This is a genomic window from Streptomyces sp. NRRL F-5122 (assembly GCF_001507435.1).
GTDB lineage: Bacteria > Actinomycetota > Actinomycetes > Streptomycetales > Streptomycetaceae > Streptomyces > Streptomyces lannensis.
The window spans coordinates 289,995-303,012 of record NZ_LMWH01000243.1; the positions used below are offsets into that span (position 1 = coordinate 289,995).

9 protein-coding genes and 1 pseudogene are annotated in these 13,018 nt (G+C 71.5%); 7 read left to right on the forward strand and 3 right to left on the reverse strand.

The window, feature by feature from the left end; genetic code table 11:
* Positions 1 to 2 precede the first annotated feature (2 nt).
* Together ADL25_RS28870 and ADL25_RS28875 are read right to left on the reverse strand one after the other, a co-directional pair.
* Positions 3 to 1,575 (reverse strand): annotated as a pseudogene (locus ADL25_RS28870) (ricin-type beta-trefoil lectin domain protein).
* A gap of 219 nt (positions 1,576 to 1,794) precedes the next feature.
* Positions 1,795 to 2,739, reverse strand: coding sequence for an RNA polymerase sigma factor SigF (locus tag ADL25_RS28875; protein ID WP_402521788.1), 945 nt, complete (start codon positions 2,737 to 2,739; stop codon positions 1,795 to 1,797).
* A gap of 237 nt (positions 2,740 to 2,976) precedes the next feature.
* Between ADL25_RS28875 and ADL25_RS28880 the strand changes: the two genes are divergently transcribed.
* The 5 genes from ADL25_RS28880 (at position 2,977) to ADL25_RS28900 (ending at position 8,518) form a co-directional block, all read left to right on the forward strand.
* Complete coding sequence (locus tag ADL25_RS28880) at positions 2,977 to 3,345, forward strand: STAS domain-containing protein (protein ID WP_059130766.1); 369 nt, start codon at positions 2,977 to 2,979, stop codon at positions 3,343 to 3,345.
* A 252-nt stretch (positions 3,346 to 3,597) separates the two neighbouring features.
* Entirely contained in the window at positions 3,598 to 4,140 is a 543-nt protein-coding gene (locus ADL25_RS28885) for an ATP-binding protein (RefSeq protein ID WP_059130767.1), read from the forward strand.
* A gap of 188 nt (positions 4,141 to 4,328) precedes the next feature.
* The gene (locus ADL25_RS28890; RefSeq protein ID WP_059130768.1) at positions 4,329 to 5,012 is read left to right on the forward strand and encodes an LPXTG cell wall anchor domain-containing protein; all 684 of its coding nucleotides are present in this window, start codon (positions 4,329 to 4,331) and stop codon (positions 5,010 to 5,012) included.
* Positions 5,013 to 6,071: 1,059 nt separating this feature from the next.
* Entirely contained in the window at positions 6,072 to 7,136 is a 1,065-nt protein-coding gene (locus ADL25_RS28895; protein ID WP_181923343.1) for a hypothetical protein, read from the forward strand.
* Positions 7,137 to 7,204: 68 nt separating this feature from the next.
* The gene (locus ADL25_RS28900) at positions 7,205 to 8,518 is read left to right on the forward strand and encodes a hypothetical protein (protein WP_059130769.1); all 1,314 of its coding nucleotides are present in this window, start codon (positions 7,205 to 7,207) and stop codon (positions 8,516 to 8,518) included.
* Positions 8,519 to 8,587: 69 nt separating this feature from the next.
* Here the strand turns inward: ADL25_RS28900 and ADL25_RS28905 are convergent, their stop codons facing one another.
* The gene (locus ADL25_RS28905; RefSeq protein WP_059130770.1) at positions 8,588 to 10,084 is read right to left on the reverse strand and encodes an oligopeptide:H+ symporter; all 1,497 of its coding nucleotides are present in this window, start codon (positions 10,082 to 10,084) and stop codon (positions 8,588 to 8,590) included.
* A 558-nt stretch (positions 10,085 to 10,642) separates the two neighbouring features.
* Between ADL25_RS28905 and ADL25_RS28910 the strand changes: the two genes are divergently transcribed.
* Positions 10,643 to 11,320, forward strand: a complete 678-nt coding sequence (locus ADL25_RS28910; RefSeq protein WP_059130771.1) for a response regulator transcription factor — start codon at positions 10,643 to 10,645, stop codon at positions 11,318 to 11,320.
* Positions 11,321 to 11,665: 345 nt separating this feature from the next.
* Positions 11,666 to 12,952 carry an ATP-binding protein gene (locus ADL25_RS28915; RefSeq protein WP_059130772.1) on the forward strand — a complete coding sequence of 429 codons (1,287 nt, stop codon included), beginning with the start codon at positions 11,666 to 11,668 and terminating at the stop codon, positions 12,950 to 12,952.
* The last annotated feature ends 66 nt before the right edge of the window (positions 12,953 to 13,018 follow it).

The following is a 13,018-nucleotide window of genomic DNA, read 5'->3' on the forward strand; positions in this document are numbered from 1 at the left end:
GGTCAGGAGGCCCCGGCCCGCCACCGCTGAGCCGTGCCGCCGGTCAGTGGCCGCAGCGACAGACCGCCGTCCTCGTCCGGGGTGAGCGCGGTCCCGACGGCGATCTCCGGGCGGACGACTCCGTCGTCGTCGACGGTGAAGCGGAGGTTCTGGCCGTTGCGGCCGTGGACGGAGTCGCAGTGCCAGATGCCCACGCCGTTGTCCACCGAGCCGCGGCTGTCCAGGCAGAAGTCGGGATCGGCCGACGACTGCAGCACGCTGCGTCCGGAGTCGAAGCGCCACCGCTGGCTCGATGAGGACGTGCAGGGGACGACGGCCACGTCCGTGCCGTTGTCGAAGCCGTCGGCGACCTCCAGGCACAGGCCCGAGGCGGCGTTCACGACCTGTGCGAAGGAGCCGTCGGGCGCGTGTGCCGTGGGAGTGGGTTTCGGCGTCGGCTTCGGCGGCCTGGAACTCCTCGTCGGCGACGGGTGCTTGGAGGCGGCCGAGGACGAGGGCGACGGCGTCGGCGAGGCCGGGGGGTGCACCGAGACCGTCGCGGTGACGGTCACCGCGGGCGGCTGCCGCGGGGTGCCGACGGAGGCGTCCGCCGCGTGCCGGCCCGGCGTGCCCTGTGAGGACAGCAGGAAGACCAGCAGTGGTGCCAGGGCCAGGCCGAGGGCCGCCGAGGCCAGGGCGAGCCGGCGTCCGGGCGGCCAGGTCGCCTCGGCCGCTCGCGGATGGGCGGGCGGCTCGCTCGTGCCGTGCTCGACGTAGGCCGTGCCGCCCCACGGCAGCAGTCCCTCGGCCAGCGCGGTGCGCGGGGCGTCCCGCAGCGCGGTGAGTTCCTCGTAGGCGGCCGTGCAGTGCGCGCACCGGGCCATATGGGCGTGCAGGTCACCGCTGAACCGGGGGTTGTCGGGCCGTACCGACTCCTCGATCAGCCGCCGGAAGTCCCCGCAACGCGGATCGTCCGAGGCGGCGAGACGGGACCTCAGACAGGCGTGGCCCATGGCGTTGAGCGCCTGTTCGGTGCCGTACTCCACGTCCTCCCGTCCGAGTCCGAGGAATCCCGCCGTCCTGTCCGCGCTCTCCCCCTCCACGACGCCGTACCAGATCAGGCCCTGGGTGCGGGAGGCCAGGGACTGGAACGCGGGGAGCACGGGCGGGACCGGACCGCCGGGGCCGGCCGTGTTCATCACCAGGAGCAGACCTGCGTCGAGGCCGGCGGCCCGCTCGTCCGTGGCCCACGACAGGGCCGACCGGACGGTCAGCAGCAGGAGTCGGTGCCGCCAGGGGAGGCCCGGGTCGATACCGCGCGCCGTCTCGCGCGCCGCGAGGGTGAGGGCCTGTCCGGCCAGTTGCCGCGCGGCCGGTTCGCTCGTGGTGCACAGTCGCGTAGGCCAGGACCGAGTGCCGGTGGCGGGTGCGCAGTTCCTGCAGTGCCTGGTACGAGGTCGCGGTGTCGGCGCGGAGCAACTCGGTGAGCCGTGCGTCGGACGGGCCGAAGGCCACGGCGCCCGCGGTGTCCGCTTCGGACGTCCCGGCCCCGGCTTCGGTCCCGGCGCCGCTGTCCGTCCCGTCGGCCCGAGTCATCCGCCCGCCTCCTCGCACCCCGGCGACGCCGCTCGCCGCGCTCCTGACCTACCGACCAGTTTGGGGGTGACCATAGTGGTGGACCGAGGCCCGCGGGGAAAGAGGTTTCCCCGGGTAACAGGGGCGTCCCGACGGCTGCGGCGCGGGACGTCCGGGCGCGGACAGCAGTCCGTCCGGTGCCCTTGCGGGCACCGGACGGAAGCGGTCACGTGGAGGCCGTCACTCCTCGACGGTGAGTCCCTTGCGCAGACGCACAAGTGTCCGGGACAGCAATCGCGACACGTGCATCTGGGAGATGCCCAGTTCGTCGCCGATCTCCGACTGCGTCATGTTGGCGTAGAAGCGCAGCGAGAGGATCTTCCGGTCGCGCGGCGCCAGTTCGGCGATCAGCGGCTTCAACGACTCGACGTACTCGATGCCTTCGAGCCCATGGTCCTCGTAGCCGATGCGGTCCGCGAGCGTGCCCTCGGAGTCGTTCTCCTCGGGCTGCGCGTCGAGGGAGCTCGCCGTGTAGGCGTTCGACGCCGCCATGCCCTCGACGACCTCGTCGTTGGAGATGCCGAGGCGTTCGGCCAGCTCGGCGACCGTCGGCGCGCGGTCCAGCTTCTGGGCGAGATCGTCGCCGGCCTTCGCGAGGTCGAGGCGGAGTTCCTGCAGCCGGCGCGGCACCCGCACGGACCACGACGTGTCGCGGAAGAAGCGCTTGATCTCGCCGATGATCGTCGGCATCGCGAAGGTGGGGAACTCCACACCGCGGCTGAGCTCGAAGCGGTCGATGGCCTTGATCAGACCGATCGTGCCGACCTGGATGATGTCCTCCATCGGCTCGCTGCGCGAACGGAAGCGCGACGCGGCGAATTTCACCAGGGCGAGGTTCAGCTCGACGAGCGTGTTGCGCACGTACGAGTACTCGTGCGTGCCTTCCTCGAGCGACTCCAGCCGCTGGAAGAGCGTCTTGGACAGAGCTCGCGCGTCCACCGCTCCCACCTCGTCGTACGGGGGGATCTCCGGAAGGCCCTCGAGGCCCTCGAGGCCTTCGGGCTCGGTGAGACCGTTCTGCTGGGCGAGGTGGTCGGTGTGGTCGTGCGGTTGTGCCGGGGGGAGTGCCGACGTCGCCCTCTGGGTCTGCGATGCGTCGAGCCGGGGTGACATGATGTCCTCCATCGTTCTCGGCATATGGCTGCCGATGCCAATACGTGCACTACGGTGTGCGGCGCCTCCGAAGCCGGCCGTGTCGAATGGCTGTACCTCTAGCCCTACCCGCTTTTGTCACCCCACCGCAAGTGCATTCTGTTGGTAAATGTCCGAATTAGTGGGGTTGTTCGGGTGTCAAGGGGCGTGAGGAAGGCGTAATGTTCGAGGGCGTCCATCAACAGCCACGACGGTCGGGAGAGAGACGGCATGGACCGCGGGACGGTCGGCAGCGCACAGTCGGGCCGGCTTCTGGTCGAGGTGCGGCAGGAGGGCACGAGTGCTGTCGTGACCCCGGCGGGTGAGTTGGATCACCACACCGCCGACCTGTTGCGTGAACCACTCGAGGACTGCCTGGGCAAGGGGTTCTCGCGCCTGGTCGTGGACTGCTCACGCCTGGAGTTCTGCGACTCCACCGGGCTGAACGTGCTGCTCGGCGCCCGGCTGAAGGCCGAGGCCGCGGGTGGAGGGGTCCATCTGGTGGGCATGCAGCCCGTGGTGGCGCGGGTCTTCGCGATCACCGGTGCGGATGCCGTCTTCACCGTCCACGACACGCTGGACACGGCCTTGGCCGACTGATGTGGCCGGGGGGTCATCGGATGTCACTGTGTGACCAGCGCGTTACGCGCGTCACAGGTTCCGGGCTGAATCCATGGGTGTTCCGGCCGCGCGGTCGGGCAGGAGACATGCTGAATATGTCGGCAGCCGGGACGAAAGCCGCAGGAAGCGTCCCTCTACGTGAACGGCACAAGGAACAACTGACGGTAATGCCGTCCATCCACGTACTGAGTCTTGAATCGTGAACTGGCGAATCGGTGAGGTGAAGCGCTGATGAGCACCACCCGGCCCTACTCGCCGGGCGACCGCGGCCCCGAGCCCAGCGGCGCTTCCGGAACGCCCGTGGAGGGTCCGTCCGGCGGGGGTGCGTCCTCGGCTGCGCGCGAGCAGGGTGTCCCGCCGCCTGGCCGGCGGGTGCGCAGGCTGAGCCTCGCGGGCGAGAGCGGTGTCGTCCCGCTCGCGCGCGACTTCACCCGCCAGGCGCTGTACGCGTGGGGCTGGCTGCCGGCCGCCGGCGCCGATCAGCGGGCCGCCGCCGAGGACGTGCTGCTCGTCGTCTCCGAGCTCGTCACCAACGCGTGTCTGCACGCCGAGGGGCCGGAGGAGCTGTGGATCGCGTGCGACAACAAGGTGCTGCGGATCGAGGTCTCCGACCGGGGGGCGGGTCAGCCCGCGCCGCGCAACCCGCACCGCGCCGGACGCCCCGGCGGACACGGGATGTTCATCGTGCAGCGACTCTGCCTCGACTGGGGGGTCGCGCGCACGCCGGGGGTCGCCGGCAAGAGGGTGTGGGCGGAACTCGGCGCTCCCGCCTAGTGTCGTCCGTACCCGTCTGCCGCTCACCCTCGGTGGCCCCAGTTCGAACCCTTCTTCGTACGACGCCGCACACATCACTTCCCTCGCGCCGGATCGCCACAGATCCGGTGTGCGCTGTGTCTTCCCTCGGTAAGGGCCCGGGCGTACCTTGACGGCCGATCTGATGGGTCGTCAGGAACGAGGGGACCGTGTCGTACCACAAACGAAGCGCTGCGCTCGCGTCCGCCGCCGCCCTGGCCGGCTCGGCGGTGCTGATGGCCGCTCCGGCGGCCCGGGCCGAGGTCGTCGACGTCAACTACCAGTGCAGGACGCCGATCGGCGACAAGAGCGCGGTGTCGCCCATCGACATCAAGGGCGTCAGGAGCGGCAGCAACTACAAGATCACCATGTCCTGGCAGAAGGGCGTCTCCTCCAGCCCGGTCGAGCTGGGCAAGGGCGCGATGAACCCGAGCGCCACCATCAAGCTGGGCGGCGCCGAGAGCGGGGCGCTGACGGTGACGGGACCGGCCAACCAGGCCGCGATCCCAGCCGACACCCCCATCAAGATCGATGACTTGACCGGTACGTACACGCCGAGGAAGACCGGCAAGGTCACCTTCACCGCGGTCGTGCTGACCATCAAGGCGCTCGGCACGACGACCACATGCACACCCGCCGGCGACCCGGGCCCCTCGCTCACCCTGGACGTCACCGCCGCGGGCGGCGGCTCGACCGGCGCCGCCCGGAGCGGCACCGGCGCGGGCGGGCAGCTGCCGCAGACCGGTCCCGAGGACTCCGCGATCGCCCTGGGCACCCTCGGCGGCACGGTCCTGCTCACGGGAGCGGCCGGAGCGCTCTGGCTGACGCGCCGCAACCAGACGGTGCGCCGCTGAGGCGTATCCGGGATCCGCACGAGCCGCCGGCCCATCGCCCGACCACACCGCCCCGCACCGAGGCGCCACACGCCTCCTTTCCGTCGGGAGCCGCCGATGCCGTCCGTCCGCCTCGCGCTCACCCTCTCCGTAGCCTTGGGCCTGCTGGCCGCCGCACCCGCCGCACCCGCCGCACCCGCCGCGCCGGCCGCGCCGGCCGAGGACGGCTGGTCCCTCGCGCCCGCGCCGGGGGGCGGGGGCGGGCGGCCGTACGTCTACGCGGAGGGTGAGCCCGGCACGGTCATGCAGGACGCGGTGTCGGTGGTCAATCCGGACAGCGGACCGCTGACCGTCCGGCTGAGCGGCGCCGACGACACCGCGGACGACGGCTCCCCGGCCCGGTCGGTGCCTGCGGGCAGCGGCGCGTGGATCGGATTCGCCCGCACGACGGGCGGGCGGAGGGTCGCGGCGCACGAGGTCCTGGTCACGGTGCCCGGCCGCACCCGCGCCGATGTTCCGTTCAGCGTGACGGTCCCCTCGGGAGCCGCACCCGGCGACCACCGCGCCGTGATCGTGGCGAGCGCGGGCGCCCGCTCGTCGGCCGTACGCGTCCGGCTCCGTGTCACGGGGCCCGCGTTGTCCGCGCTGACGGTGGAGCACGTGCGGGTGCGCGCCGGGCGCGTCACCTACGAGCTGGTCAACCGCGGCACCACGGTGCTGGCCCCGCGGCTCGCGGTCCGCGCCGACGGAGTGCTCGGACGGGGCACCGCACGCCCTGCCCCTCCAACTGCCGCCGGGCCGCAGGGTCCGGCTCACCGAGCCGTGGCCGCACCAGCCGGCGCTCGACGCGGTGGACGTGACACTCACCGTCACGGCGGCGGGCGGGGCACGCGGTTCGGCGTCGGCGTCGGCACGGTTCGTGCCCTGGGGGACGGCCGCCGCATCCACCGCCGGGCTGCTCGCAGCCGTGGGGGTGGCCGCGGTCGTACGGAGACGCCGGCGCCGTCCGCCGGAAGGGGACGTGGACGAACAGGCCCACACGGAGGTCGAGTTGACGGGAGCGGGAACGTGAAGGCGCGTATCTCGGCGCTGGTTGCGGTCCTTGTGCTCGCCCTCACCTCCGTGGCGGCACCGGCCCGGGGCGAGAGCGGGCCGTCCGTCGAACTGTCCGCGTCCCAGGCGGGGACGGGCGGTTCGATCACCGCGACCGGCAGCGGATGGCGCCCGAAGACCCTGCTCATGATCCTGATCTGCGGTCGGTCCGTGCCGTCCAGGGGCGTGATCGGGGGCACCAACTCCTGCGCCAACGCGGACGGACGGGCCGTCACGACCGACACGCGCGGGTCCTTCCGCAGGAAGCTACCGGTGTCCGAGCCGCCCGTGCCGTGTCCCTGCGTGGTGCATGTGGCCACCGTCACCGGGGCCACTGCGGACGCCGACGCGATCTTCCAGGTCGCCGGGCACGCGGTGCGGCCACTGCCCGCCGAGTCCGCCGCCGGGCGGCTGTCGGTGCTGACGGACACCCGCCTCGAGGGGTCCTCGGGGCTGTTGACGTGGTTCGGGGCGCCGCCGTCCCGTACCTTGGCGTTCACCGTCGGCAACGTCGGCTCCTCGCCGGTCGAGAACCCCGTCTTCCGGGTCGGTACCGCGCACGGCGTCTTCGCCCCGCAGTGGGACGAGGAGCAGTGGCACGGAACCGTCGCGCCCGGCAGGAAGGCGCGGATCGAGCTCCCTGTGGAGCTCGCCGCCGGTGCCCACGGCGACTACACGGTCTCGCTGGGGTACGGCGGCAGGACGCTGGCCGAACAGCCGTGGGGCGTCGGCCGGCCCTGGGGTGTGACCGTCTTCTGGATCCTGCTCTGCCTGGTCGTACCGGCCGCCGTGTTCCGGCTCGGCATGGCCGTCGTGGACCGGGTGCGGCCAGGTGCCCCGGCCGGGCGGGCGCTGCACCGCCGGAGTCTGCGGCTGATCGGGCCCGCCCTGCGCGTACGGAGGCCGGGCGCCCCGTCGTCCTCCTCCGCGCCTCCTTTCGCTTCGACCCTGCCGTGGTTCACCCCGGACGCGGATCCGGGGACCGCGGTGCACGGTCGGCTCTCCGCACCGCACGAGAACGGTCCGTCGACCCCGAGGAAGGGAAACACGTGAGCACGCAACGGAGAGTCCTTGCGGCAGGGGGCAGAAGCGGCAGGGCAGGAGCCGCCGGGGCGGCGCTGATGCTGTGCGGGGCGGGCGTGCTGCTCGCCGTGGCCGCCGCACCGGCGCAGGCCGCCGAGGTGTCGTACACAACGGAGTGCATCCCGCCGCCGATCCCGGGACTGCCCCCGGTCGAGGGCACCACGAAGGTGGAGATCACGGCGCCCGCAGAGGCGAAGGTCGGCGACGAGGTGACCGTCACCTGGAAGTTCGTGCAGGCCGCGTCCAAGAACCCCGATGTGCTCGATCTGGACAAGGACACGGTCAAGCCGACGGGGACCCTGAAGGCCGCAGGCGCGCAGACCGCGGACATCGCGATGGAAGGGCCGCGGTCGAACCCCGCGATCCCCAAGAACAGCGAGATGAAGCTGTCGGACATGACGGGCAAGCTGAAGCTGACCGCGGCCGGCGAGGTGACGCTGACGCCTGACGCGTACAACATCAACGTCAACAAGCCCATCTCGACGGACACCAAGTGCTCCCCGAAGGAGACGGTGCAACCGGCCGCGACCATCAAGGTGTCCGACGGCGGTGGTTCGGGCGGTACGACGGGCGGGCTGCCGACGGTCGTGCCCACCCTGCCGACGGGCGTGCCGACCAACCTGCCGACCGGGCTGCCCACCGGTCTGCCCACCGGTTCGTCCTCCCCCTCGCCGACCGCGAGCGAGACGGGCGGGGACGGCGGCGGATCAGGTGGAGCGGGCGGTGGCAGCGGCGGGCAGACGGACTTCACGGGCAAGGAGGTCCAGGTCCCGTACGCCTGCAAGACGCCCATCGGAGACAAGAACGCCACGTCACCCGTGCAGATCGACGCCAAGAAGGACGGCGGAAGTTTCGCTCTCACGGTCCGGTTCAAGAAGTCGGTGATGGACAGCCCGGCGGACATCCCGAAGGACTCGGTGAAGCCGTCGATGGAGGTCGTGGTGGGCGGTGCCGACAAGGGAACCGTCCATGTCGAGGGCCCCACGAACGCGAGCGACATCAAGTCGGGCGATCCGATCGAGATCCCGGATCTGGCCGGCACCTACAAGCCCGGCGCGAGCGGGCGGTCGACGCTGTCGCCGGGCGTACTGACCATCAAGGCCCTCGGCACGACGACGACGTGCACGCCGACGAAGAGCGAGGTGTCGCTGACCCTCGACACCTCGGAGCAACCGGGCGGGACGTCCGGTGGCTCGTCCACCTCGGGAGGCAGCTCCGGTGGGACCTCGGGCGGTCTGGCCCAGACGGGCGCGGACGACCACGGCGCACTGAGGGCCCTCGGGCTGGTGGCCGGGACGGCGATCCTGCTGGGCGGAGCGGTCTTCACGTTCCTGCCCCGGCGTGCCCGCTGACCCCGGAAACGGCGGAGGGCCGCCGCACCCGTGCGGGTGCGGCGGCCCTCCGCCGCCTCGGGAGCGACGTCAGTGCACATCGCCCATGAGTTCCTTGACCTTCTTGCGGTACATCAGCACCGCCACACCGGCGACCACGGCGACCGCCGCTTCCAGGGTCACGATGCCCGTCGTGTTCAGGTCGACGCCCGCGATGGAGAGCAGACCGGTCGTGGCGTCACCGGCGGTGACGGCCAGGAACCAGACACCCATCATCTGGGAGGCGTACTTCGCCGGGGCCATCTTCGTGGTGACCGAGAGGCCGACCGGGGAGAGCGTCAGCTCACCGACGGTCTGCACGAAGTAGATCGCGACCAGCCACAGCGCCGCGGCCTTGTGACCGCCGTCGGCGATCCCGAGCGGGGCGAGGAACAGGAAGAAGGACGCGCCGACCAGGACCAGGCCGGAGGCGAACTTCACCGCCGTGCCGGGCTCCTTGCCGCGGCGGTTGAGCGCCAGCCACAGCCACGCGAAGACCGGGGCCAGCGCCATGATCATGACCGGGTTGACCGACTGGTACCAGGAGACCGGGAAGTCCCAGCCGAAGATCGTGTTCTTGGCCGACGAGTCGGCGAAGATCGACAGGGTGGAGCCACCCTGGTCGTAGATCATCCAGAACACGGCCGCGGCCACGAAGAACCAGATGTAGGCGGTCATCCGGGACTGCTCGGTGCGGTCGAGGTCCTTGTCCCGCTTGATCCGGGTGATCACCAGGATCGGGATCACCAGGCCGGCGACGGTGATCGGGACCAGCAGCCAGTTCAGGGTGTAGACACCGGAGAAGCCGACGATCGCGTAGAAGACGATCGCGACGGCCGCCCACAGCGCCGACTTGCGCAGCGTCGAGACCTTCTCCTCGGCGGTCAGCGGGGTCGGGACGTGGCTGGAACGCTCGCTCAGGTGGCGGCCGCCGAGCAGGAACTGGCCGAGGCCGAGCGCCATGCCGAGCGCGGCGAGCGCGAAGCCCAGGTGCCAGTTGACGTTCTCGCCGATGGTGCCGATGACCAGCGGTGCGGCGAAGGCGCCCAGGTTGATGCCGACGTAGAAGATCGTGAAGCCACCGTCGCGGCGCGCGTCGTCCGGGCCGTTGTAGAGGTGGCCGACCATCGTCGAGATGTTGGCCTTCAGCAGACCCGAGCCGATGGCGACGAGTCCGAGCCCGGCGTAGAACGTGCCGGCCGACGGCAGGGCCAGGGTGAGGTGGCCCAGCATGATGATGAAGCCGGCCAGGGCGACCGTCTTCCGCGGGCCGAGGAGACGGTCCGCGAACCAGCCGCCCGGAAGGGCGAGCAGGTATACGAGCGACACGTACACCGAGTAGATCGCGGTCGCACCGGCCGCGCTCAGGTGCAGGCCGCCGGGGGCGACCAGGTACAGCGGGAGAAGAGCCCTCATGCCGTAGTAGGAGAAGCGCTCCCACATCTCGGTCATGAAGAGTGTGGCCAGTCCGCGGGGGTGGCCGAAGAAGGTCTTCTCGGAACCGGGATTGCCCGGTCGGACCGAGTCCTTCGTCAGGCTGGACGCCATGGTCGTTCCTTGCTGGTCGGGGCATGCGCGTGGGGGTCCCCGGATCGGGCGGGGCCGAAGCCCGGGGGTCGCATGCCCGGTTGGCGGCCGGCACCGGCGGGATCGGCCGTCCGCCCCACGCCCACGGGGTGTCCGCTCACGGAGCGGTGGACGGCGACCACCGGGATCCACGCCTCTACGCGCGTCAAAGCGCCGAAGGCCCGGCCATAGGTCATTCCTTTCGAGGCTGGTGAGAACCAGCTCGCACGCAAAAGAGACCTTCAGCGTCAAGTGCCCGCCAAAGGTCCCAGGTGGTGCTACAGGCGTTCCGGTCACCATACGTCATCGGAGCGGCGCGAACGGAAGGACCGAGACCGGTATCACAGGTGATACCGGAACTGGGGGCGCCCATTCGAAGGTCTCCACGCGGAATGACACCTGTGGCGAACGGGCGTGACTGCGCTCCGTGACCGGCGCCGACGGCGGTGCGCGCCTGCACACGAAGGTAAGAAATGCCCCCTGCCGGTCACACCTTGGATCACACCTTTGCTCTTGTCCCGGGCGGACTACCATCACCCCATGACCCGTGTACTGCTCGCCGAGGACGACGCGTCCATCTCGGAGCCCCTGGCCCGTGCCCTGCGCCGGGAGGGGTACGAGGTCGAGGTGCGTGAGGACGGACCCACCGCGCTCGACGCCGGAATGCAGGGCGGCGTCGACCTGGTCGTGCTGGACCTCGGCCTGCCCGGCATGGACGGCCTGGAGGTGGCCCGCCGGCTGCGCGCCGAGGGCCACACCGTCCCCATCCTGATCCTGACCGCGCGCGCCGACGAGGTGGACACCGTCGTGGGTCTCGACGCGGGTGCCGACGACTACGTCACCAAGCCCTTCCGGCTCGCCGAGCTGCTCGCCCGCGTCCGGGCGCTGCTGCGGCGCGGTTCCACCGAACCCGCGCAGCCGCCCGCCACGCACGGGGTGCGCATCGACGTCGAGTCGCACCGGGCGTGGATGGGTGACGAGGAGCTCCAGCTCACCGCCAAGGAGTTCGATCTGCTGCGGGTCCTCGTCCGGGACGCGGGCCGGGTCGTCACGCGCGACCAGCTGATGCGCGAGGTCTGGGACACCACGTGGTGGTCGTCCACGAAGACGTTGGACATGCACATCTCCTGGCTGCGCAAGAAGCTGGGGGACGACGCCGCCAACCCGCGCTACATCGCGACGGTACGGGGAGTGGGCTTCCGCTTCGAGAAGAGCTAGGGCCGGTCGTCCGGGTCAGGCCGGCGTCCCGGGGTGCGGCACACGCAGCTGCCGCGTTGTCGACGGTCGCCGCCGCTCCGCGTCGCCACGCCCCGCTCGGGTCGACCGAAAGGCGCAGTCCCTCTCAGCCGACCCGATCCAGACGACAGACCCCGGTCGCCGCCGCCGGGGCTCGGCCGGGACGGCCGTCGTGCGCGCCGACCGCTGCCGCGCTGGTGCGGGCCCGCGGCGCTCGTGGCCGGTCGTGGGGGCTCCTCGCCCGTCACGAGGGTGCTGCCCCGGCCCGCGGCGCAGGCAGTGCCCGGGGCACACTGGTCGTCGTAGAGCCATTGCCCGGAGGGCCCCGTGCGTCGTCGTCTCATCCAGTCCACCCTCGCCGTCGTCCTCGTGGTGATCGCCGTCTTCGGCATCTCGCTCGTCATCGTCGAGACCCGGACGATCAGCAACAGCGCGCAGGAACGTGTCGACTCCGAGGCGCTGCGGCTCGCCAGCATCGTGGACAGCCGGCTCCTCGGCGACGAGAAGGTCACCGCCGCGGTCTTCAAGGCCCAGGTCACGGGCGACCGGTACGCGGTCATCGGCATCCCCGGCCAGCCCCCCATCGAGGTGGGCACCAAGCCCGTGGGGGACGTCATCCACTCCACGGCCAAGGGCGAGGAGGGTGAGACGGTCCGCGTGGAGGAGCCCCGCTCCACGGTCACCCGGGAAGTGGGCCGCACGCTGCTGATCATCGCCCTGGTCGCACTGCTCGCGATCATCGCCGCGGTCCTGCTCGCCGTACGCCAGGCCAACCGCCTCGCCTCCCCGCTCACCGACCTCGCCGAGACGGCGGAACGGCTCGGTTCCGGCGATCCTCGGCCGCGCCACAAGCGGTACGGAGTCCCGGAACTGGACCGGGTCGCCGATGTCCTCGACTCCTCCGCCGAGCGGATCGCGCGCATGCTCACGGCCGAGCGCCGACTGGCCGCCGACGCCTCCCACCAGCTGCGCACGCCCCTCACCGCGCTCTCCATGCGGTTGGAGGAGATCACCCTCACCGACGAGCCGGACACGGTGAAGGAGGAGGCGACCATCGCGCTGACGCAGGTGGAACGGCTCACGGATGTCGTCGAACGGCTGCTGACCAACGCCCGCGACCCACGCACCGGCTCCGCGGTCTCCTTCGACCTCGACGAGGTCATCCAGCAGCAGCTCGCCGAGTGGCGCCCCGCCTACCGCAGCGCGGGACGGGCCATCGTCAGCTCGGGCAAGCGGCATCTGCGGGCCGTGGGCACGCCGGGCGCCGTCGCCCAGGTGCTGGCCGCCCTGATCGAGAACTCCCTCATGCACGGCGGCGGCACCGTCGCCCTGCGCACCCGTGTCACGGGCAACCAGGCCGTCGTGGAGGTGACTGACGAAGGACCCGGCGTGCCGGCGGAGCTGGGCTCCCGCATCTTCGAGCGCACGATCAGCGGCCGCAACTCCACGGGCATCGGGCTGGCGGTCGCCCGCGATCTCGCCGAGGCGGACGGCGGCCGACTGGAGATGCTCCAGACCCAGCCGCCGGTCTTCGGCCTGTTCCTGTCCCGCACTCCTCTGAAGACGGCTTCCCAGGGGGACGAGCCGGACGAGCCGGGGACCATGGTCAGATGAGTGTCCGGGGCGGGCGGGAACCGGGACGGGTCGACCGGTGCCGGAGGCCGCCCGCGGCACCGGGTC

What these genes read in the sequence shown, in the direction of transcription:
- ADL25_RS28875 (WP_402521788.1), bottom strand. Translation starts at nt 2,739, where the DNA reads ATGGAGGACATCATGTCACCCCGGCTCGACGCATCGCAGACCCAGAGG.
- ADL25_RS28880 (WP_059130766.1), top strand. Translation starts at nt 2,977, where the DNA reads ATGGACCGCGGGACGGTCGGCAGCGCACAGTCGGGCCGGCTTCTGGTC.
- ADL25_RS28885 (WP_059130767.1), top strand. Translation starts at nt 3,598, where the DNA reads ATGAGCACCACCCGGCCCTACTCGCCGGGCGACCGCGGCCCCGAGCCC.
- ADL25_RS28900 (WP_059130769.1), top strand. Translation starts at nt 7,205, where the DNA reads ATGCTGTGCGGGGCGGGCGTGCTGCTCGCCGTGGCCGCCGCACCGGCG.
- ADL25_RS28905 (WP_059130770.1), bottom strand. Translation starts at nt 10,084, where the DNA reads ATGGCGTCCAGCCTGACGAAGGACTCGGTCCGACCGGGCAATCCCGGT.
- ADL25_RS28910 (WP_059130771.1), top strand. Translation starts at nt 10,643, where the DNA reads ATGACCCGTGTACTGCTCGCCGAGGACGACGCGTCCATCTCGGAGCCC.